We start from the raw sequence: 21,010 nt of genomic DNA, 5'->3' as shown, positions 1-21,010 counted from the left end.
AGGCGTGAAATTTTTCCGTTGATGGGTTGCCCGTTTTCGCCTCAGGCTGGCCGCCCTTGATGTTTGACCGGGATCAGGGCATACTGTTGAGGTTGCCTTTACGACTGTGAGGGCCTCCACCGGGCCACCTGCCCTGGTGTGCGCCGCCCCGGGAACCGGGTGCTGGACGCGTCGGTTCTGCCCCTAAGGAACCGCCCCGCCACCGTGCGGGTGAAGGAGAGTAAACATGGCTTTACGTCACAAATCCGCTCAGAAACGCCACCGTCAGAGCCTCAAGCGCCGCGCGCTGAACCGCAGCAAGAAAAGCACCATCAAGACCTTTACCAAGAAGGCTGTTGCTGCCCTGACCGGTGGGGCCGACGTGGCTGCCGCGCAGAGCAAGGCCGAGAGCCTGATCGACAAGGCCGCCAAGACCGGCACGCTGCACAAGAACGCCGCTGCCCGCAAGAAGAGCCGCCTGGCGAAAGCCATCAACAAGGCCAAGGCCGCCCAGGCTTAAAACCGCTCCTAAAGAGACTGCACGCCCAGTGGGTGTGCAGTTTTTTGTTGGCGTTACCCCGTCCTGCCCACCGAGCAGCCTTACCCTTTAAGCTGATCATATGAAAGTGGTGATCAGTGTGGATATGGAGGGCGTGTGCGGGGTGGCCTCCTGGGTGCAGGTGTCTCCACCCGAATTCGGTGGGCTGGTGAATGCCGGCGAGTACCAGGTGGCCCGCGAACGCATGACCCGTGAGGCCGCCGCCGCCGCCGAGGGGGCCATGGCCGCCGGCGCGACAGGCGTGCTGATCAACGACAGCCACGACACCATGCGCAACCTGATTCCCGAACTGCTGCCCGAGGCTGTGCGCTTTACCAGTGGCAACGACAAGCCCCTGAGTATGGTGCAGGGCGTGGATGAAAAGGGCGTGGGCGCGCTGCTTTACGTGGGGTATCACGCGCGGGCCGGCAGTCCGCGTGGACCGCTGGCGCACACCTGGAACGGGTTTGTCACCAACGTGAAGGTCAACGGCGTGGACACCGGCGAGTACGGCATCAACGCGCTGGTGGCCGGGCACTACGGCGTGCCGGTGGTGTTCGCCTGCGGGGATAATGTGGCGATGGCCGAGATCACCCAGGAACTGGGCCAGCAGGTGGTCTGCGTGGCGGTCAAGGAAGGCCTGAGCACGTACTCGGCCATTCACCTGCACCCCGCCGAGGCGCAGCGCCTGATCCGCGAAGGCGCGCAGCGGGCAGTGAAGGCCGCCAGCACCGCCAGACCCTACACCACCCGCTGGCCGGCGCAGTGCGAACTGAGCCTGAACCACCAGGCCCGCGCGGACGCCTGCGAGCGCGTGCCCGGCGTCTCGCGCGTCAATGCCAGAACCGTCGGCTGGGAAAGTCCGGACGCCCTGCACCTGTTCCAGACCTTCCGGATGCTGGCCAAAGTCGGGGAAGTCCGTCTGGAAGGCTGAGCCCGCTGGCATACCCAGCCCCAAGGGAAAAAGCGGCGACCCAACTCTCATCCCGGCCCTTTACAGTGCGGGGCATGAAAGCCCACCTGGCCCTCACGACCCTGGTTTTCGCCCTCTGTTCCCAGGCCGGGGCGACCGCCTGGGCCGGCCTTCATGCCACCACCTCGACTTTCGGGGTGCACGCTGGAACCTACCTGCTGCGCGTTCCCCTGATCGGGGCGCTGGGGGTGGAAGGCAACGCCGAAAAAGGCTGGGGCAGCGCCCCCAACCGCTACGCGCTGGGCGTGACCCTGCGTGACCTGAACCTGCCCCTCACGAAAGTGGACGCTTTTGCCACTGTCGGCGCGGAGTACCGTAACCGTGCCGCCCTGTACGCCGAGGGGGGCCTGCGCGGGCCGCTGCTTGGCCCGGCCGGCTGGCGCACCTTCGTGCGCGGCAACACCGCCGGTCAGTTCGGCGCGGGCCTGGGCCTGGAGTTGCGCTTCTAACAGACACGCAGAGAGCGAATTAGCCCACGCACGTTATTGTCCTCCCTCCAGGTCACTGAGTGGAAAGCTGCATACACGGGGCAGCCAATCTGACCGGGTATTTTTCATCACCGCATGGGCAGTATGCGTCCTCTGCTCCAGATCGGTGGGATTACAGGTTGGCGGTGGTGGTGCCCCGGTTCACCTGATCCTTGTTGGTGTCGGTGGGGTTGATGACCTGAGCGCCGGCGGCGGCGAACAGGCTGAGCATGGCGGTGGCGGTCAGAAATTTACGCATGATGTTCCTCCCTCAGTGCGGCGCGACTGTTTCCCAGCAGTCACGCTGCCAGAACGTGGTTCCCGGTGTGCCTTTCTCCCGTGTGTCTTGCTGCTGACTTCCCTGGTGCTGTTCCCTCACCTCCCTGAGCAGTGGCCCCCTTGATTTACGTCTGAGTTGAACGTGAGAAAAATTAAGTCATGTGCAGTTTCACGCTTGTTAAAAGCGCCCCAGGGCAGTAAAGGCACCAGACCGCCAGATGAACGTTTGATCATCTCTTGGGGCAACTCTCATGCAGTGCTGGACGCGCTTTATGCCCCTTCCCTGGCTGACCTGGCCACAAAGGGCGGTTTAACGCCCCGAATGAGAAACGCGCCGAACCGACGTTCAGCGCGCATAAAATCCCACCTACCGGAATTTAACGTTACTTCAGGTTTTTGCGCAGGTTCAGCGCCAGATCGAACCACTCGCGCTCCTGACGGCGGTACAGCGGTGACGCCTGGCGTGCGGTCTTCTCCAGTGCGTCCAGCAGCGTGCGGGCCTCCTCGGTGCGGCCCTGGCGGATCAGGTAAGCGGCGTAACGGGCGCGCGGTTCCTCGGTGGTCGCGCCCAGCATGGCCTGTTCGAAGGTGCCGCTGGCATCCTGGCCCTGCTCGTCCAGCGCCTGCGCCAGCAGTGTCAGGGCGCGGGTGCGGGTGGCCGCGCTGGTTTTCAGATCCACGCGGTTCAGTTTCTCGGCAGCCTCGGCGGCCTGCCCACGCGCCAGATCCAGTTCGGCCGAAGTCAGCAGCACCACCGGATCGTCGCGGTAAATGCCGCTGAGGAGCGGCTGCAAGGTCTGCTGCGCTTCAGCGGCGCGGCCCGCCCTGGCCTGCAAGGCCGCCAGATCGGCGCGGCGCTGCAGGGTGTCACTCTCGTCCAGCAGCGCCTGGGCTTCACGAATGCGCGTGTCCAGCGGCTTCAGCGCCTCCACACCGCGCCTTGCGGCCTGTCCCGCCACGCGTCCGCGCCCGCGCAGCCACGGCAGGAACACCGTGAAGGCGTACACCAGCGCGAAAATCGTACTGATGATCCCACCGAAAAACACCGCGAACCCCAGCATGAAAAGCCAGTACAGTTCCTGCTTCGTGACCAGCGCGTGAATGAAACTGGCGATCACTACCACCCGCATCACCTGAAACAGGTAATAAGTGAATTCCGCATTCAGAAGGCCGTCCATACAGACGAGCATACCGGGTCAGTACCATCCGACCTGGCGTAAATCACTCAACTCATGATGTCCAGCGCGTCCAGCACTACGCTGGCGTGCGCCTCCACGGTCAGGGCGTGATCGCGGTTGTACCCGCCGGCCATCATGGTCACCACCGGCACGCCGGCGTCCCTGGCCCAGGCCAGCACCGCCCGGTTACGCTCGTGAACGCCGTCCAGCGTCAGGGCAAAGCGCCCGAAACGGTCTCCGGCCAGCACGTCCGCGCCCGCCAGGTACAGCAGCAGGTCGGGCCGGAAGGCGTCCAGGGCAGGCAGGGCCTCCGCGCGCAGTGTCCGCAGGTACTCGGCATTCCCAACACCGTCACCCAGGCCGATGTCCAGCGAACTGGTCTCCTTGCGGAAGGGGTAGTTGCGGGCGCCGTGAATGCTGAGTGTGAAAGCCCGCCCAGAGGCCATTTCCGGTGTCAGGAGGCTGGCGGTGCCGTCACCCTGGTGAACGTCCAGGTCAATGACGGCCACACGCTGCGCCAGCCCGTCCCGCAGCGCCACACGGGTCAGGATGGCCGCGTCGTTGACCAGGCAGAAGCCCGCCGCCCGGTCAAGAAAAGCGTGGTGGGTGCCGCCGGCCAGATTCGCGCCCCAGCCGACAGCCAGCGCGTCGTGCAGGGCCGCCAGCGAACCGCCCGCTGCGCGCAGGGCCCGCGTCACCACCTCCGGCGACCAGGGCAGCCCGAATTCGCGCTGCTCACGGGCGTCCACCTCCCCCCTGCGCCAGCGCCGCAGCCACAGGGGATCGTGTGCCAGGGTGGCGTCCGCCCAGGTCAACTGCGGCGTGTCCAGAATCGGCAGCAGGCCCGCCAGCCGATCCCGCACGCCCGCGTACTTGTAATACGGAAAACGGTGGCCCTCGGGCAGCGGAAACCCGAAGTCGGCGGGCGAGTAGGCGCGGAAAGGATGCGGCATAAGCGTCGCTCAATTCTGCGGCAAAAGCCCGCCGCGCAACGGCACCAGAATACGCACCGCCACCAGAACACCCAGCGGCGCGCAGCCCCCCGAGATTCAGCCCTCCGAGATTCAGCCCCCCGAAATTCAGCCTCCCGGTGTCGCCGCACTTTCCACCCGGAACCCCAGCGGCCCGTGTCCCGCCCCCAGGCCAGGCGCGGCGTGCAGGGCGCGTTGCAGGTAGGCGAACGCAGCAGTGACGGCTTCCGGCAGCAGGTGGCCCCGCGTAAGATTCGCGGTGATCGCCGCCGAGAGGGTGCAACCCGTGCCGTGCGTGTGCCGTGTGTGCAGGCGCGGCGCCCTGAAAGTCAGGGAATGCCCGGGCGTGCGGAGTTCATCCGTGACCGTCTCCCCTGCCCCGTGCCCCCCCTTGAGCAGCAGCGGCAGGGTGTCCGGTGCGCCCGCCTGCTGCAGCGCGTCCCATTCCGGCAGGTTCGGCGTAACGAGGGTGGCGAGCGGCAACAGTTCCGTGACCAGCGTGTGCAGGGCCTGCGCGTCCAGCAGGGCGTCCCCGCTCTTGGCCAGCAGGACGGGATCGACGATCAGCGGCAGGTTTCGCCCGCGCAATTCCGCCGCCACGGCCGCCACGATGGCCGGGGTGCCCAGCGCCCCCGTTTTGACCGCCCCCACAGGAAAGTCGTCCAGCACGGCCCGGATCTGGGCACGCACCAGTTCCGGGGGCAGCGGGTGAACCCCATGCACGCCCAGCGTGTTCTGCGCGGTCACCAGCGTCACGGCGGACGTGCCGAAGACGCCGTGCGCCTCGAACACCTTCAGGTCGGCCTGAAGCCCGGCCCCGCCACCGGAATCCGAGCCGGCGATGGTCAGGGCCACCGGCAGGGCGCTCACCGGGCACCCTGCGCCACAGGCATGCTTCCTCTGGTCGGCCGGGCCGAACCAGCGAGCGCCCGCTCCACCAGGCCCAGGACGCGGCGCGCCGTCCAGGGAGCCAGCAGCGCCCCATGCCGCCCGTGCCCCGTTGCCACGACGACCCCCGCATGGGCGGGGTGCGGAGCCACGATAGGACGGCTATCCGGGGTGCCGGGGCGCAGGCCGACCAGGGTGGATGCCCCCGAAGCACCGTCCAGACCGAAACGGCCGGCCGCCGCCAGCAACCAGCGCCGGGCCTGGGGGTCAGGTTGCACGCTGGCGCTGTGGCGAACGGTCGCGCCCACGTACACGCCGTCCGGGCGGGTCAGGGTGTAGGCCCGCGCGCCGCTGCCCCGCCGGCGTCCGGCGTACGCGGCGGCATCTGCCGAACCGTCCAGCGCGAGCAGCAGGGCCTGTCCCTGCACCGGGGTGACGGGCAGGCCGAAGGCGGCGCTCCAGGCCCCGGCCGCCAGCACCACGGCCCGCGCGTGCCAGGTGCCCTGGTCGGTGTTCAGCAGCACGCGCCCGGCGCGCGACTGGACGTGCAGTACGCGCTCAGGGTGTAGCGGCAGGCCCTGCCGGGCCGCCCGAACCACGCTCGGCGGGTGAAGCTGCGCCTCGCCCGGCGTCACCGCCCAGGTGCCGTCCGGCTGCCGGCGCCGAACCCCCTCGCGGTAATGGACGCTCTGGCCGCTGGCACCCTCCAGTTGCCGCGCGAAATCCGGCCACTGCCGCAGGCTCTCGGCGGCGCAGACCCCCAGTGGCGTCCCGGGGGTCAGGCCCTCGGCGTCCGGGCTGAGCAGGCCCGCCCCGGCCCGCCAGGCAGCGCCCGGCAGGTCGGCGTCGAGCACGGTCACCGCGTAGCCGGCCTGCCGCAGCGTGAAAGCCACGCACGCACCGATCAGGCCGCCGCCCACGACCACCACCTCGGCCTCACGGGAGGGGCCGGGGTTCATACGGGCAATTCCACTTCCGGCAGGCGTACCGCGCCGGCGGGCGGGCTGCTGGGGCTGGCCGCCTCGCGCTGGGCCATACGACCGGCCTGCCACGCCAGACGTCCTGCCTGCACGCCCAGCGCAAAAGCGTGGGCCATCGCCACCGGGTCACGCGCCTCGGCAATGGCCGTGTTCAGGAGTGCGGCGTCCGCGCCAAGTTCCATCGCCTGCGCCGCGTCGCTGGGCACGCCCAGCCCGGCATCTATAACCACCGGCACACCCGCGCCGTCCAGTACTGTGCGCAGCAGCTCCGCCGTGCGAATTCCCCGCCCGGAACCGATGGGGCTGGCCAGCGGCATCACCGCCGCGCAGCCCACTGCCTCCAGCGCCCGCGCCAGCACGCCGTCCGGCTGCACGTAAGGCAGCACCGTGAACCCCTCCCCCACCAGCATCTCGGCGGCCTGAAGGGTGCCCACCGGGTCAGGCAGCAGGTATTTCGCGTCGGGAATGACCTCCAGCTTGACCCAGTCCACGCCCGTCGCCGCCCGCGCCAGCTTCGCCACGCGCACCGCCTCCTGCGCCGTGCGGCACCCCGCCGTGTTCGGCAACAGCGCGTAGCGATCCAGATCCAGCGCGTCCAGCAGGCCGTCATGGCCCGCCGCCTTCAATTCCACCCGGCGAATTGCCACCGTGACCAGCTCGGTTCCGGACGCCAGCAGCGCTTCACGCATCACCGTGAAATCGCGGTACTTCCCGGTTCCTACGAACAGGCGCGACGAAAACGAACGGCCACCCAGCAGCAAAGAATCAGACATAAGAACTCCAGAAAGATTGAAAAGATGGGAATTGATGCTCGGTGCGACCCCTCCGGCCCTTCGGGTCAGCTCCCCTTAAAAAGGAAGCGTAGCCTTGGGGCACTGTTTTTCCCGTTCTCGAAAAGCGGCGCAGCAGAGAGGTGCTCTCTTTACCCCCCGCCGATGACACGCACGATTTCCACATTGTCTCCGGCTTCCAACCGTTGATCGGGTGCCTGCCCGCCGGGGTGGAAGTCGTCGTTGACGGCAATCGCGACGCGCTCACGGGAAATATTCAGCTCGCGCAGCAGGGCGTGCAGGGTCAGGCCGGGCGTGTGCGGGTGGGGCGCGCCGTTGACGTGCAGGGTGGCGGCCTGTTCCGTGAGCTGGACTCGTCCGAGTTTTTCCCTGAGTTGACTGGCGGCCTGCGCGGGGTCAGGGGCGTCGAGCACGGCGCGGACGACGGCCACGCGGGTGGCTCCGGCATCCAGGACAGCATCAAGGGTGTGCAGGTCGATCCCGCCGATGGCGTACCAGGGCAGCGGAGGGGTCAGCGCGGCGACGTGCCGCAGGTACTCCAGACCAGCCGGGGCGCGGCCGGGTTTGGTGGGCGTGGCGTGCACGGGACCGGCGGCGAAGTACGCGGGAGCCTCACGCAGCGCCGCCTCGGCGTCCTCGGGGCGGTGGGTGCTGCGCCCGACGCGCAGCTGCGGCGCGAGGTCGCGTGCCCACCGCACGGGCAGGTCGTTCTGGCCCAGGTGAACGCCGTCCGCGCCGGCCGCTGCGGCGACGTCCACGCGGTCGTTGATGAAGAAGGGCACGTTCCGGGCGTGCGCGAGCTCCCGCACCTTCTCGCCCAGGGCAATGTACGGGGCGGCTTCCCAGTCCTTGCAGCGGAGTTGCAGCGTGTCCACGCCGCCGTCCAGCGCGGCCTCCACGCGGGCCAGGAATTCTGGTTCCGGCTGCCCGGCCCTGGGCGTGGCGACGAGGTACAGCACGCCCAGGGGCCGCGTAGGATTCGCCTGCATTCCTGCACATCCGGGAACAACGCCCGAATGTCCATCCATTCCGCCGAACCCTTTGGTTGCGGCTCGCGCTGCTCGGGAAACCATCTGCGATGTTTCCGGCAATTTTTCCTCAGTCATCGGCGCCCACCGCGTCGGTGTACAGTTCGCCGCCCGACTCGCGGAACTCGCGGGCCTTGGCCTCCATGCCGGCCAGCACGTCGGCGGCGCGGATGTCCTGGCTGAGTTTCATGGAGCAGAAGTGCGGGCCGCACATGGAGCAGAAGTGCGCGGTCTTGGCGGCTTCGGCGGGCAGGGTTTCGTCGTGCAGGGCGCGGGCGCGTTCCGGGTCGAGTGAAAGGTTGAACTGGTCCTGCCAGCGGAATTCGAAGCGGGCCTTGCTGAGCGCGTTGTCGCGGGCCTGCGCTCCGGGGTAGCCCTTGGCGAGGTCGGCGGCGTGCGCGGCGATCTTGTACGCCATGAGACCCTCGCGCACGTCGTTCTTGCCGGGCAGGCCGAGGTGTTCCTTGGGCGTGACGTAGCAGAGCATGGCCGTGCCGTACCACGCGATCTGCGCGGCGCCGATGGCGGACGTGATGTGGTCGTAGCCGGGAGCGATGTCGGTGGTGAGCGGCCCCAGGGTGTAGAAGGGCGCTTCTTTGCACACGTCGAGCTGGCGGGTCATGTTCTCGCGGATGAGCTGCATGGGCACGTGCCCCGGCCCCTCGATCATGGTCTGCACGCCGTGCTCCCACGCGACCGTGGTGAGTTCGCCCAGGGTGTCCAGTTCCGCGAACTGCGCGGCGTCGTTGGCGTCCTCGATGCTGCCGGGGCGCAGGCCGTCCCCGAGGCTGAAGGTGATGTCGTACGCGGCCATGATCTCGCAGATCTCGCGGAAGTGCGTGTACAGGAAGTTCTCCCGGTGGTGCGCCAGGCACCATTTCGCCAGGATGCTGCCGCCGCGCGACACGATCCCGGTGCGGCGGCGGGCGGTCAGCGGAACGTGGGCGAGGCGCACCCCGGCGTGAATGGTGAAGTAGTCCACGCCCTGCTCGGCCTGCTCGATCAGCGTGTCGCGGTACAGGTCCCAGGTAAGCTCCTCGGGCTTCCCACCGACCTTCTCCAGCGCCTGGTAGATGGGCACGGTGCCGATGGGCACGGGGCTGTTGCGCAGGATCCACTCGCGGGTCTGGTGAATGAAGCGGCCCGTGGAGAGATCCATGACGGTGTCCGCGCCCCAGCGGGCGGCCCAGACCATCTTCTCGACCTCCTCCTCGATGCTGCTGGTCACGATGCTGGTGCCGAGGTTCGCGTTGACCTTCACGCGAAAGTTCCGGCCGATGACCGTGGGTTCGAGTTCCGGGTGGTTCACGTTCGCGGGAATCACGGCCCGGCCGCGGGCGACCTCCGCGCGCACGAATTCTGGGGTGATCTCGCGGGGGATGACCGCGCCGAAGGCCTCGCCGGGATGCTGCTGCGTCAGGTCGAAGCTGGCGTGCTGGCGCAGGGTCTCGCGCAGGGCCACGAATTCCATCTCGGGCGTGATCTCGCCCGCGCGGGCACGCTGCATCTGCGTGAATGCCTGCCCCGATCTGGCACGGCGGGGGGCGGGCACCGCCGGGAACGGCAGCGGGCCGTCCAGGTCGGCCTGGGCCGCGAAGCGGGGCGTGACCTCCAGGCGCGGGTCGTGCGCCAGCCAGGGCCGGGCGACGCTCAGGCCGCGTTCCAGGTCGATCTGCACGGTAGGGTCGGTGTACGGGCCGCTGGTGTCCGGCACGAGCAGGTCCGGGTTCGGGGTGCTGCGGGTCACGCCGCTCCACGCCTCGACCGTCGGCGTCTGGCGGATGGCGCGCACGGGCACGCGCACATCAGGATGAAGTTCTCCGGTCAGGAAGCGTTTCTCGCTGCCGGGAAAGGGCGTGGTGGACAGGATCTCGGGGTTCAGGGACATAGGGGGCCTCCAGGGGCACAACAGGCAGAGAAGCAAGGACACGGGCCGCAGCTCAAACGGCACGCCGGAAGTAGATTCAACGTCGGTTCAGATCAAAAAACATCGAGGGAGTGGCCTTTTCCCGGCTGCACCCGCTTCGCTTGTTCATTCAATAAAAAAGCCCTCCCCCTGAAAACATTCCGGAGGAGGGCGGCCCATGCAGGCATGCAGGAAGTCCGCTCACGTCAATCTTCCTCCGCTGGTGTTACCCAGTTCAGGTTCTAGGGTTAGGCCCGCTGGCCCTCTCAGCCCTCCGCACTGCGCGGAAAGCACCCCTGTTGACGTGACCGCAGTGTGCCACCCGAAAGCAAGCGGGTCAAGCGAAAGCCTGGACGCCGCAGCAAGTCAGGCAACCCGCAGGAATCACCCGCTGGAAAAAATAGAAGTCAGCGGGCGCAGCGTGGGGGCTACTTTGTCACGGAGACGGCGTCACTGAGCGGTCTCGCGTCCGGTGTCACCCAGTCGAAGCGCGTCATGAAGTACCCGCAGCTGTCCTGCCGCATGACGTAAACATAACGCTGCGTGAATTTCGGTTGCCCGAAGGCCTCCCACCCGCCGTGCGCTGCGCCGCAGCTGGGGCGACTGGGCTGGTCGAAGTGAATGGGGTCAACCCTGATCTCCGGTGTCAACGTCACACGCTGAAAGGACAGGCCGGCATCGTCCTCGGGACGAATCACGTCCTCCTGCGTGAACAGGGCCAGGTGACCAGACGGGCGGCTGATGATGAACGAGCCCCAGATCCAGACAGGTGGGTTCAGCTTCGGTGAGATCAGGGCGGTCGAGGACGAGATCATGGTTCCGGCCCCATTACTGTTGGTGTCGATCACCAGCACGCCATCCAGCAATTGAATGCCGAAAATGATGCTCACCTTCTTTTCCTGCCAGCGCAGCTTTCCGGCCTGCGTATGGGCGCTGAGAATGATGTCGTAACGAGGGGAATCACCTACCACCCGCACTGTTCCCGCCGGGACTTGCCAGCGGCAATCGACGGATTTTGCCGGACTGCTGTTGAGCGGGCAATTGAGAGAGGAGGTCACGTGCGGCCCCCCCTTTGCCTGCGCCAGGCCAAGCGTCATCAGCGCAGTCAGCAGCCATTGCCTCAGGTTCATGTCCTGAATTTAAGGGCCCCTTGTCACCAGGGCATCCGGCTTTAGCATGAGGATCAAGGCGAAGGTGTACCCAGGGCGCTTGCTTATTTGACCGTTTTTACATCAGCGCGTATACTGAAGTTTGGCTGACCATGATGGGTCATGCAGGAGTTCATTGATTAACGGATTCCACAAGTAGTTTTTTTGGTGTGGGACGCGGAAAGGTTTGCCGCGTGCCTGTTTTTGCCGTTTCCTGGCGGTGTTCTTTTTTCTCAGAGGTGTGCATGACGCAGAAAACTCCCCCCCGTATCGAGCGATTCGGCGAAATCAAGGAAGTCATCAATCTTCCAGAGCTGACGGAAGTGCAGGTGAACTCCTTCCGGGCGTTCCTTCAGGCCGACCGGGCCCCGGATCAGCGGGACAATGTCGGTCTGGAAAGTGCCTTCCGTGAAGTGTTTCCCATCGACGAGACCGAAAAAGGCCGCAGCACGGGCCTGGTGCTGGACTACCTGGAGTACCGCCTGGGCGAGCCGCCCTACAGCCCCGAGGAGTGCCGCGAGAAGGACCTGACCTACCAGGCGCCGATGTACGCCAAACTGCAACTGATTCATAAGGACAGCGGCCTGATCAAGGAAGACCAGGTGTTCTTGGGCGACCTGCCGCTGATGACCGAGGACGGCAGCTTCGTGATCAACGGGGCCGACCGCGTGGTGATCTCGCAGATTCACCGCAGCCCCGGCGTGTACTTCACCAGCTCCTACAAGGGCATCAAGAAGCTGTACACCGCCGCGATTATCCCGATGCCCAAGCGCGGTCCCTGGATCGAACTGGAGTTCGCGGGCGGCATCCTGGAAATGAAGGTCAACAAGCGCAAGTTCCCGGTGGCGATGCTGCTGCGCGTGCTGGGTTACGACGACGCCAGCCTGCGCGCGCTGTTCACCGAGTTCGAGCCCGAAGGCGCCGAGCTGCCCGAGGACAAGAGCGCGGGCATGGGCGCCGACGAGGCCCTGCTGCGCCTGTTCACGGTGCTGCGCCCCGGCGACCCCCCGAAGCGTGACAAGGCCATTCAGTACCTGTACGGCCTGCTGGCCGACCCGCGCCGCTACGATCTGGGCGAGCCGGGCCGCTTCAAGATGAACCGCAAGCTGGGCGTTGAGTCAGATGCCAGGACATTACTAACCTATATCAATGGGCGCTTTTACGACGAAGGCTTAATTACAACAATCAGATATCTTTTAGGTCTTACCAACCAAGATGCATCTTATGGGGCTAAGGTTGACAGCGCAATCAGTGCATCCTTTGATTTTTGGATTACGCGAGAAGTTCTTTCCTCAGAGAAGTCCATTGCAAATCTGATTAGTGATTTACAGGCTGCCGTCAAAGGCGGCGAATCAGCTAGAACGACCGATGATGCCTTAAGAAAATACATAGCCTCAAATAATATTAAGGAAAAGCTAGAAAAGGCGTTTGATAGCTGGTACGAAGGCTTCGTCAAGACCCTTAGTGATGGGGGTCAGGCAACAATGTCTAAATCGGAATTTCAAAGCAACAGACAAATCTATAAAGAACGTGTTGTAAATAGCGTGTACCGACTTTTGGACAATGTCGCCGCTGTTGGTTCTGACAATCAATTTAATGAGGACGACATCGACCACCTCGGCAACCGCCGCGTGCGCACCGTGGGCGAACTGCTGGCCGACCAGCTGCGCGTGGGCATGGGCCGCATGGCGCGTGGTGTGCGTGAGCGCATGCTGCTGGGCAACCCCGACGCCGCGACCCCCACCAAACTGGTGAACAACCGCCCGATCGTGGCGGCCATGCGTGAGTTCTTCGGACGCTCGCAGCTCTCGCAGTTCAAGGATCAGACCAACCCACTGTCGGATCTGCGCCATAAACGCCGTATCTCCGCGCTGGGGCCGGGCGGCCTGACCCGTGAACGCGCCGGTTTCGACGTGCGCGACGTGCACCGTACCCACTACGGGCGCATCTGCCCCATCGAGACGCCGGAAGGCGCGAACATCGGTCTGATTTCCTCGCTGGCCAGTTACTCCAAGGTGAACGACCTGGGCTTCATCATGGCGCCGTACCGCAAGGTGGAAAATGGCGTGGTCTCCGAGAACGTCGAGTACATGACGGCCGATATCGAAGACCGTTACACCATCGCCCAGGCCAACAGCCCGCTGAACGACGACAACACTTTCGGTGAGGAGCGCGTCCTGGCCCGCCGCAAGGGTGACCCGCTGCTGTACCACCCGGAAGAAGTCGAGTACATGGACGTCAGCCCGAAGCAGATCGTCTCGATCAACACTTCTCTGATTCCGTTCCTGGAGCACGACGACGCCAACCGCGCGCTGATGGGATCGAACATGCAGTCGCAGGCCGTGCCGCTGGTGCGCGCCGACAGCCCCGCCGTGGGCACCGGCGTCGAGCGCCGCGTGGTGACCGACTCCGGCACCAGCGTGGTCAGCGACGTGAATGGCCGCGTGACGTACGTGGACGCCCGCGCCATCCAGATCACCCTGACCGAGGACGCGCCCGACGTGAACCTGAACAAGGGCAACGTCCGCACCTTCGAGCTGGTGCGCTTCACCCGCAGCAACCAGGGCACCAACCTCGACCAGCACCCGATCGTCAAGACCGGGGATGAAGTCAAGGCCGGTCAGGTCATCGCCGACGGCCCTGCCAGCGACTTTGGCCGCCTGGCGCTGGGGCACAACATCACCATCGCCATCATGCCCTTCGACGGCTTCAACTTCGAGGACGCCATCTGCATCAACGAGGGCCTGGTGCGCCAGGACTTCTACACCAGCGTCCACATCGAGAAAGACGAGATCGAGGCCCGTGACACCAAGCTGGGGCCGGAAAAGATCACCCGCGACATCCCCGGTCTGTCTGAGGCCGCGCTGCGCGACCTCGACGAGGACGGCATCGTGCGCGTGGGCGCGGAAGTCAAGCCCGGCGATATTCTGGTCGGCAAGACCAGCTTCAAAGGCGAGAGCGAACCCACGCCCGAAGAACGCCTGCTGAGAAGCATCTTCGGTGAGAAGGCCCGCGAGGTGAAGGACACCTCGCTGCGCGTGCAGTCCGGTCAGGGCGGCATCGTGGTGAAGACCGTGCGCTTCCGCCGCGGCGACGAAGGCGTGGACCTGAAGCCCGGCGTGCGTGAAATGGTGCGCGTGTACGTGGCCCAGAAACGCCAGTTGCAGGTGGGTGACAAGGTCGCCAACCGCCACGGCAACAAGGGCGTCGTCTCCAAGATCATGGCCCCCGAGGACATGCCCTACCTGGAAGACGGCACGCCCGTGGACATCGTGTTCAACCCGCTGGGTGTGCCCTCGCGCATGAACCTGGGCCAGATTCTGGAAACCCACCTGGGCGAAGTGGCCCGCCTGACGGGTCAGAAATTCGAGACCCCGGTGTTCGACTCCGTGACCGAGGCGACCATCAAGGAAATGTTGGAAGTCGCCGCCGCCGAACGCCTCCAGAAGCGCAAGGACGAGGGCTTCGAACTCGACAAGCGCGAAATCGAGGTGCTGGAACGCGGCGCGAAACTGGGCGTCATCGACCCGCCGCAGGGCGATTACGAAAAAGCTCAGATGCAACTGAGCCGCACCGGCAAGAGCATCCTGTTCGACGGACGCACCGGCGAACCCATCAGCGGCCCTGTGGTGGTCGGCATCATGTACGTCATGAAGCTCTACCACATGGTGGAAGACAAGCTGCACGCCCGCTCCACCGGCCCCTACAGCCTGATTACCCAGCAGCCCCTCGGCGGGAAGGCCCAGTTCGGCGGACAACGCTTCGGCGAAATGGAAGTGTGGGCGCTCGAAGCCTACGGCGCAGCGCACGTGCTTCAGGAAATGCTGACCATCAAATCCGACGACATCGACGGACGCGACGCCGCCTACCAGAGCATCGTCAAAGGCGAAGAAGTCTCCGGCAGCACCATCCCCGAATCCTTCAAGGTGCTGGTCAAAGAGCTGCACTCCCTCGGCCTGGACGTGGAAGTCCTCGACCAGAACGACCGGAACGTGGACATCTTTGAAGGCATGATGCCGAAACGGTAAGCATGAAAAGAAGCAGTGCGGTTTTCGACATCATCTTCAATGCAACGATGATCGTGATATTTGCTGGACTGCTTATTTCTGTCTTAGTCGCAAAGAGGTCTGAGCCAATTCTTTATATCTCACCCAGCGTTTTTATCGTTTTGCAGACGATCTGGCTCATGAGATCAATCAGACGATTACGAGAAGAAAGGCGCTAAAACTCAAGGTTCTTTCAATAACAGGAGTTTGAATGAAGGACTTTAACAAAGTTCGTATCGCCATCGCCAGTCCGGAGAAAATCCGCGAGTGGAGCTTTGGCGAAGTTGAGAAACCGGAAACCATCAACTACCGCACGCTGAAGCCGGAGCGCGAGGGTCTCTTCGACGAGCGCATCTTCGGGCCGATCAAGGACTACGAGTGCGCTTGCGGGAAGTACAAGCGTCAGCGGTATGAAGGCAAAGTCTGTGAACGCTGCGGCGTTGAGGTGACGAGCAGCAAGGTGCGCCGTTACCGTATGGGCCACATCGACCTGGCGACGCCTGCCGCGCACATCTGGTACGTGAAGGACACGCCCAGCAAAATCGGCACGCTGCTCGACCTCTCGGCCGGACAGCTGGAAAAGGTGCTGTACTTCAGCTCCTTCCTGGTGACCGATCCGCGCAATGCCCAGAAGGACGGGCGCCCGCTGAAGCGCGGCGAACTGCTCTCGGACGACGAGTACCGTGAACTGCGTTTCGGGCGGCAGGAGACGTACACTGTTCCGAACGGTCAGGAAGCCGTCGTGCGTGACGGTGAGTACGTCACCCGTGGTCAGACGCTGGGCGGCAACGTGGTCAGCAAGATGGACGGTCTGGCGCAGTACCGTTTCCCGCGCCGCGCCGAGATCGCTTACGCCGAGAACGTCGAGGCCCTGCTGCCCGTGCCCGCCGAGATGCTGGTCGAGCAGGAGGCCTTCCGCGCCGGAGAAATCCTGGCCGAACTGGAAGCCGACGTGCAGGTCACCGCGCCGGTGGACGGTGTGGTGAACGTGCTGGAGATGGGCGAGGACAGCGTCATGCTGGAAATCCGTGAACGCGCGGAAGAAAGCGATGAAGAGGACGCCGCACCCTTTGGTGACGTGATCTCGCGCGTGTACGTGCCTCACGGCATGGACGTGAGCGTCGTCTACGGTGAAATCGTGGCGGCGGGCGACGTGCTGGCGACGGCCAAGAGCGGCAGCCGCCTGCGCGTGAGCCGCGACAGCAGCCTGTCGGGCGTCACTTTCCCCAAGAAGGGCGACGTGACCGTAAACGCCCACTGGACGCGCCGCGCCGAGTACCCCATCAACCCCACCATGCACGTGCTGGTCGGCGACGGCAGCCCCGTGAAGAAAGGCCAGAAAGTCGTGGGGGCCATCGACAAGGACGAAGAAATCACTGCCGAGGCCGACGGGGTCATCACGCTGCACGCGCCTGCCAGCATCATCGTGAGCAAAGCGAAAGTGTACACCTACAGCGACGAGCCCCTGGTGGTGAACGGTGACCGCGTCGAACCCGGTGACGAACTGGCCGACGAGGGAGGGTTGCGCAGCGAGATCTCGGGCCGCATCGAGATTGACCTGGTGCGCAAGCAGGTGCGCGTGATCGAGTCCTACGACTTCGACGCCAAGATGGGCGCCGAGTCCGTGAAGGAACTGCTCGACGACCTGAACCTGGACGAGCTGGAAGCGGAACTGTCCGAGCAGATGAAGGACTCTTCGCGCCACAAACGCGCCAAGGCCCGCAAACGGCTGGAAGTGACCCGCAGCTTCAAGGCCAGCGGCAACAACCCCACCTGGATGATCCTGAATACCGTTCCGGTGATGCCGCCAGACCTGCGCCCGATGGTGCAGGTGGACGGCGGACGTTTCGCCACGTCCGACCTGAACGACCTGTACCGCCGCCTGATCAACCGCAACAACCGCCTCAAGAAACTGATCTCGCAGGGCGCGCCGGACATGATCATCCGCAACGAGAAGCGCATGCTTCAGGAAGCGGTGGACGCCCTGATCGACAACGGCCGCCGCGGCAGCCCTGTGACTAACCCCGGTTCCGACCGCAGCCTGCGCAGCCTGACCGACCTGCTGGGCGGCAAACAGGGCCGTTTCCGCCAGAACCTGCTGGGCAAGCGCGTGGACTACTCCGGCCGCTCGGTGATCGTGGTCGGCCCGCAGCTGAAGCTGCACCAGTGCGGTGTGCCCAAGCGCATGGCGCTGGAGCTGTTCAAACCGTTCCTGTTCAAGGTGCTCGAAGAGAAGGGCGAAGTCACCAACATCAAGCAGGCCCGCAAGATGCTCGAACGCTACCGCGACACCCGTGACAGCGTGTGGGACGCGCTGGAAGAGGTCATCGAGGACAAGGTCGTGCTGCTGAACCGCGCGCCGACCCTGCACCGACTGGGCATCCAGGCCTTCGAGCCGGTGCTGGTGGAAGGCCAGAGCATCCAGCTGCACCCGCTGGTCTGTGAAGCCTTCAACGCTGACTTTGACGGTGACCAGATGGCGATTCACGTGCCGCTGAGCGCCCAGGCGCAGGCCGAAGCCCGCATTCAGATGCTGTCGGCCCACAACCTGCTCTCGCCCGCCAACGGCGAGCCGAACGTGAAACCCAGCCGTGACATCGTGCTTGGCATCTTCACCCTGACCCAGCTGCGCAGGGACAACCTGGGCGCGGGCAGCAAGTTCGCGGACGAGCAGGAAGCCCTGAAGGCCTACGAGGACGGCAAGCTCCACCTGAACACCCCGATTGAGGTGAACGGCGTGGAAACCAGCCCGGGCCGCCTGCTGTACACCTTCTCCACGCCCGACGAAGCGATTCTGGCGGTGGATCAGGGCGTCATCGACTACCAGGATCACGTGCGCATTCGCCTGAACGGCGAGGTTCACGAAACCAGCGCCGGGCGCGTCACCTTCCGCCGCATGGTGCAGGAAGCGCTGGGCGTGCAGGGTCGCCTGGTCGATCAACTGGTCGACCTGAACACGGTGTACGAGAAAGACGCCCTGAAGGACATGGTCATGGCCTGCTTCAAGGAACTGGGCATCGAGGCCACCGCCGGTCTGCTCGACGGCCTGAAGGACAGCGGCTTCAAACTGTCCACCACCTCGGGCATCACCATCGGTATCGACGACATCGTGCTGCCGCCCAACAAGCCCGAACTGCTGGCCGAAGCCGACGCGAAACTCTCCGAGATCGAGCAGAACTACGAGTTCGGCTTCATGACTGATGAGGAACGCTACAAGCAGGTCGTGCAACTCTGGAACGACACGACGGACGCCGTGAAGAACGCTGTGTTCGAGAACTTCAGCCAGAACTACCCCTTCAACCCCCTGTGGATCATGTCCGCTTCGGGATCGCGCGGGAACCCGCAGCAGATCCGTCAGCTGGCCGGGATGCGCGGCCTGATGGCCCGCCCCGACGGCAGCACCATCGAAGTGCCGATTCGCGCCAGCTTCCGTGAAGGGCTGACCGTGCTGGAGTACTTCATCTCGACCCACGGGGCGCGTAAAGGTGGGGCCGACACCGCTCTGCGTACCGCCGACTCCGGTTACCTCACCCGTAAACTGGTGGACGTGGCCCACGAAGTCGTGGTGCGCGACGTGGACTGCGGCAGCACCGATTACACCGTGATTCCGCTGGGCGCCACCGACGAGCGCACCGGCGAATGGCGCACCCGCAAGGGCAGCGAAATCGAGACCAGCATCTACGGCCGCACCCTGACCAGCGACGTGGAACTGAGCGACGGCCGCGTGATTCCCGAAGGCGAGATGCTCTCGCTGGAAGACGTGAAAGCGATTACCAGGGACGCCAAGAGCCTTCAGGAAGTATTCGTCCGCACACCGCTGAACTGCAAGGTCAAGGCGGGCGTGTGCCAGAAGTGCTACGGGTACGACCTCTCGCAGGCCAAACCCGTCAGCATGGGCGAAGCGGTGGGCGTCGTGGCCGCCGAATCCATCGGTGAACCCGGCACGCAGCTCACCATGCGTACCTTCCACACCGGCGGGATCGCCGGCGGCGGCGACATCACCATGGGTCTGCCCCGCGTGATCGAATTGTTCGAGGCCCGCAAGCCCAAGACCCAGGCCGTGGTCGCCGACCGTGACGGCGTGGTTCGCATCGAGGACGAGGAAGAACGCTACCTGGTGCGCATCGACGCCGACGACGAGGCGTACTCCAGCAAGACCGCCACCAAGATCGGCAAGGCGCTGCGCATGATCGTGAAGGATGGCGACCGCGTGGAAGCCGGGCAGGCCCTCACGCGCGGCGCGATCAACCCCCACGACCTGCTGCTGTACAAGGACACCGACGCCGCCCAGCGTTACCTGGTCGAGGAAGTGCAGCGCGTGTACCGCTCGCAGGGCGTGAAGGTTCACGACAAGCACATCGAAGTGATCGTGCGCCAGATGCTGCGCTGGGTCGAAGTCACCGACGGCGGTGACACCACGCTGCTGGAAGGGCAGACCGTCGAGCGCTGGGAAGTCGACGGGGCCAACGAGAACCTCGCCGAAGGCCAGACCCCGGCCAGCTGGAAGCCTGTGCTGCTCGGCATCACCAAGAGCAGCCTGACCACCAAGTCGTGGCTCTCGGCCGCCAGCTTCCAGCACACCACCCACGTGCTGACCGAAGCCAGCATGCGCGGCCAGGTGGACGACCTGATCGGCCTCAAGGAAAACGTGATCCTCGGGAAACTGATTCCCGCCGGCACGGGCCTGCTGACCGTACGCGACATGCAGGTGGCCGACGAACGCACCCTGGAAAAATACGGCGAAGGCAGCACCAGCACCGACTCCGTTACCGGGAACCAGCGTTACGACGACACCCGCCCCACCAACATCAACCCCAGCTACGGCGACTGAACGCTGCTGGAAAGCTCAAGGCAGACCCCCACTCGGAGACGGGTGGGGGTTTTCCTTTTGCTCTTGGCTGACAGAAGGCCGGTGGAAGGACAGCGCAAGTGAACCAGTTGGATCGACCTCAGCGGGCGAAGATCAGGGGGGCCACCCCCAGGAATTGGATAAGCAGGGCAGGCAGCAGGGGCAGCAGCACGCCGCGCATGGCCCGGCTTCCAGCAGTGGCTTTGAGGGCGGGGTAAGCCAGCGCGAATTGCGCCAGCGTGCCGAGCAGCGTGACTCCTACAAACGCCAGCGCGGCGGGCGTGCGGGACGCCACATGCAGGGCGGCGCGTTGCAGGTCGACCAGTTGACCCTTTGCGGCGCTGATCTCGGCGGGACTTAAAGCCCATGCACTGGCGGGCGTCAGCAGAATAAGCAGGATCACCAGCAGGAACAGGGGAACCAGCAGGGTGAAGGTGGCGCTGTAGACCTCGGCCACCTTGGCCTGGGGGCTACGGATGCCGACCCGGCCCAGGCCCCACATGGTCAGGAAGGTCAGGGTGGTCAGGAAGAAGGTGCCGAAAGCGTTGGCAATATGCGAGAGCACGGTGGGCGCGAGGGCACCGCTTTCGCCGGCGGCCTTCAGGGCTTCGGCAGCGGCCAGGTTCAGGCCGGGACGCATCAGCAGGGCATAGGCCAGCCCCGCCAGCAGCGCCGCCATCACGGGCGCAGGCCAGTACTGCCAGGCCACGGTGTTCGCCCGCGCCAGCCTGGCGCCGAACGTGGCTGGAGAGGTCAGCAGTTCGGCCGGCAACGGCGCGGCGACGGGAGGCGCGGCAGGTGAATTTGTTCTGGGCGGGGCGTTCCTGGGGGGCGCCTTCTTTTTCTTGGGTTGGGCCATCTTCTCCCCCACTCTAGAGCAGTCCTCCAAATGACGCGCTCTGTGGAAGGGCATCCCAGAGCGCTCCATTCTTCGTCCTGCTCGTCTGAATTCACTCGCTCTCTGCGAGCTGTACCAGTCTGCCCGGACA

15 protein-coding genes and 1 riboswitch are annotated in these 21,010 nt (G+C 65.1%); of the genes, 5 read left to right on the top strand and 10 right to left on the bottom strand.

What is annotated here, in order from left to right; translation table 11 throughout:
• Nucleotides 1-226 precede the first annotated feature (226 nt).
• From rpsT to E5Z01_RS01730, 3 genes are all read left to right on the top strand, one after another.
• The gene (rpsT, locus tag E5Z01_RS01740; protein ID WP_119763054.1) at nt 227-499 is read left to right on the top strand and encodes a 30S ribosomal protein S20; all 273 of its coding nucleotides are present in this window, start codon (nt 227-229) and stop codon (nt 497-499) included.
• Between the two features lie 100 nt (nt 500-599).
• Nucleotides 600-1,451, top strand: coding sequence for a M55 family metallopeptidase (locus tag E5Z01_RS01735; protein ID WP_135227795.1), 852 nt, complete (start codon nt 600-602; stop codon nt 1,449-1,451).
• Nucleotides 1,452-1,525: 74 nt separating this feature from the next.
• Nucleotides 1,526-1,939 carry a hypothetical protein gene (locus tag E5Z01_RS01730; protein WP_135227794.1) on the top strand — a complete coding sequence of 138 codons (414 nt, stop codon included), beginning with the start codon at nt 1,526-1,528 and terminating at the stop codon, nt 1,937-1,939.
• 151 nt (nt 1,940-2,090) lie between these two features.
• On the opposite strand, the gene E5Z01_RS20160 is transcribed toward E5Z01_RS01730, so the two are convergent.
• From E5Z01_RS20160 to E5Z01_RS01690, 9 genes are all read right to left on the bottom strand, one after another.
• On the bottom strand, nt 2,091-2,216 hold the full coding sequence (locus E5Z01_RS20160; RefSeq protein WP_276321222.1) for a hypothetical protein: 126 nt from the start codon (nt 2,214-2,216) through the stop codon (nt 2,091-2,093).
• Between the two features lie 403 nt (nt 2,217-2,619).
• The gene (locus E5Z01_RS01725; protein WP_135227793.1) at nt 2,620-3,414 is read right to left on the bottom strand and encodes a hypothetical protein; all 795 of its coding nucleotides are present in this window, start codon (nt 3,412-3,414) and stop codon (nt 2,620-2,622) included.
• Between the two features lie 47 nt (nt 3,415-3,461).
• Entirely contained in the window at nt 3,462-4,367 is a 906-nt protein-coding gene (locus tag E5Z01_RS01720) for a histone deacetylase family protein (protein ID WP_135227792.1), read from the bottom strand.
• 126 nt (nt 4,368-4,493) lie between these two features.
• Nucleotides 4,494-5,255, bottom strand: a complete 762-nt coding sequence (locus E5Z01_RS01715) for a hydroxymethylpyrimidine/phosphomethylpyrimidine kinase family protein (RefSeq protein WP_135227791.1) — start codon at nt 5,253-5,255, stop codon at nt 4,494-4,496.
• A complete protein-coding gene (locus E5Z01_RS01710) occupies nt 5,252-6,232 on the bottom strand; it encodes an FAD-dependent oxidoreductase (RefSeq protein ID WP_135227790.1) in 981 nt (326 codons plus the stop codon). The genes E5Z01_RS01715 and E5Z01_RS01710 overlap by 4 nt, the downstream gene beginning before the upstream one ends.
• Nucleotides 6,229-7,026: a thiazole synthase gene (locus E5Z01_RS01705; RefSeq protein ID WP_135227789.1), complete on the bottom strand. Its 798-nt coding sequence runs from the start codon at nt 7,024-7,026 to the stop codon at nt 6,229-6,231. The genes E5Z01_RS01710 and E5Z01_RS01705 overlap by 4 nt, the downstream gene beginning before the upstream one ends.
• Nucleotides 7,027-7,175: 149 nt before the next feature.
• Nucleotides 7,176-8,033, bottom strand: a complete 858-nt coding sequence (thiE, locus tag E5Z01_RS01700; RefSeq protein WP_240738130.1) for a thiamine phosphate synthase — start codon at nt 8,031-8,033, stop codon at nt 7,176-7,178.
• 109 nt (nt 8,034-8,142) lie between these two features.
• Nucleotides 8,143-9,960, bottom strand: a complete 1,818-nt coding sequence (gene thiC / locus E5Z01_RS01695) for a phosphomethylpyrimidine synthase ThiC (RefSeq protein WP_135227788.1) — start codon at nt 9,958-9,960, stop codon at nt 8,143-8,145.
• Between the two features lie 212 nt (nt 9,961-10,172).
• A riboswitch (TPP riboswitch) is annotated at nt 10,173-10,286 on the bottom strand.
• 120 nt (nt 10,287-10,406) lie between these two features.
• The gene (locus E5Z01_RS01690; protein ID WP_135227787.1) at nt 10,407-11,108 is read right to left on the bottom strand and encodes a hypothetical protein; all 702 of its coding nucleotides are present in this window, start codon (nt 11,106-11,108) and stop codon (nt 10,407-10,409) included.
• Between the two features lie 263 nt (nt 11,109-11,371).
• On the opposite strand from E5Z01_RS01690, the gene rpoB reads away from it, so the two are divergent.
• The gene (rpoB, locus tag E5Z01_RS01685) at nt 11,372-15,154 is read left to right on the top strand and encodes a DNA-directed RNA polymerase subunit beta (RefSeq protein ID WP_135227786.1); all 3,783 of its coding nucleotides are present in this window, start codon (nt 11,372-11,374) and stop codon (nt 15,152-15,154) included.
• A 229-nt stretch (nt 15,155-15,383) separates the two neighbouring features.
• A complete protein-coding gene (locus E5Z01_RS01680) occupies nt 15,384-20,003 on the top strand; it encodes a DNA-directed RNA polymerase subunit beta' (RefSeq protein WP_135227785.1) in 4,620 nt (1,539 codons plus the stop codon).
• Nucleotides 20,004-20,121: 118 nt separating this feature from the next.
• Here the strand turns inward: E5Z01_RS01680 and E5Z01_RS01675 are convergent, their stop codons facing one another.
• Nucleotides 20,122-20,880 (bottom strand): hypothetical protein, encoded by a 759-nt coding sequence (locus E5Z01_RS01675; protein WP_240738129.1) that lies wholly within the window; start codon nt 20,878-20,880, stop codon nt 20,122-20,124.
• Between the last annotated feature and the right edge of the window lie 130 nt (nt 20,881-21,010).

Source organism: Deinococcus fonticola (assembly GCF_004634215.1).
Lineage (GTDB): Bacteria > Deinococcota > Deinococci > Deinococcales > Deinococcaceae > Deinococcus > Deinococcus fonticola.
This window is presented reverse-complemented; position numbering and strand designations above follow the sequence as displayed.

Excerpts from the sequence above, each read along its gene's own strand:
- thiE (WP_240738130.1), bottom strand. The coding sequence starts at position 8,033 with ATGCAGGCGAATCCTACGCGGCCCCTGGGCGTGCTGTACCTCGTCGCC.
- E5Z01_RS01690 (WP_135227787.1), bottom strand. The coding sequence starts at position 11,108 with ATGAACCTGAGGCAATGGCTGCTGACTGCGCTGATGACGCTTGGCCTG.
- thiC (WP_135227788.1), bottom strand. The coding sequence starts at position 9,960 with ATGTCCCTGAACCCCGAGATCCTGTCCACCACGCCCTTTCCCGGCAGC.
- E5Z01_RS01710 (WP_135227790.1), bottom strand. The coding sequence starts at position 6,232 with ATGAACCCCGGCCCCTCCCGTGAGGCCGAGGTGGTGGTCGTGGGCGGC.
- rpsT (WP_119763054.1), top strand. The coding sequence starts at position 227 with ATGGCTTTACGTCACAAATCCGCTCAGAAACGCCACCGTCAGAGCCTC.
- E5Z01_RS01720 (WP_135227792.1), bottom strand. The coding sequence starts at position 4,367 with ATGCCGCATCCTTTCCGCGCCTACTCGCCCGCCGACTTCGGGTTTCCG.
- E5Z01_RS01725 (WP_135227793.1), bottom strand. The coding sequence starts at position 3,414 with ATGGACGGCCTTCTGAATGCGGAATTCACTTATTACCTGTTTCAGGTG.
- E5Z01_RS01730 (WP_135227794.1), top strand. The coding sequence starts at position 1,526 with ATGAAAGCCCACCTGGCCCTCACGACCCTGGTTTTCGCCCTCTGTTCC.
- E5Z01_RS01680 (WP_135227785.1), top strand. The coding sequence starts at position 15,384 with ATGAAGGACTTTAACAAAGTTCGTATCGCCATCGCCAGTCCGGAGAAA.
- E5Z01_RS01705 (WP_135227789.1), bottom strand. The coding sequence starts at position 7,026 with ATGTCTGATTCTTTGCTGCTGGGTGGCCGTTCGTTTTCGTCGCGCCTG.
- E5Z01_RS01735 (WP_135227795.1), top strand. The coding sequence starts at position 600 with ATGAAAGTGGTGATCAGTGTGGATATGGAGGGCGTGTGCGGGGTGGCC.
- E5Z01_RS01675 (WP_240738129.1), bottom strand. The coding sequence starts at position 20,880 with ATGGCCCAACCCAAGAAAAAGAAGGCGCCCCCCAGGAACGCCCCGCCC.
- E5Z01_RS20160 (WP_276321222.1), bottom strand. The coding sequence starts at position 2,216 with ATGCGTAAATTTCTGACCGCCACCGCCATGCTCAGCCTGTTCGCCGCC.
- rpoB (WP_135227786.1), top strand. The coding sequence starts at position 11,372 with ATGACGCAGAAAACTCCCCCCCGTATCGAGCGATTCGGCGAAATCAAG.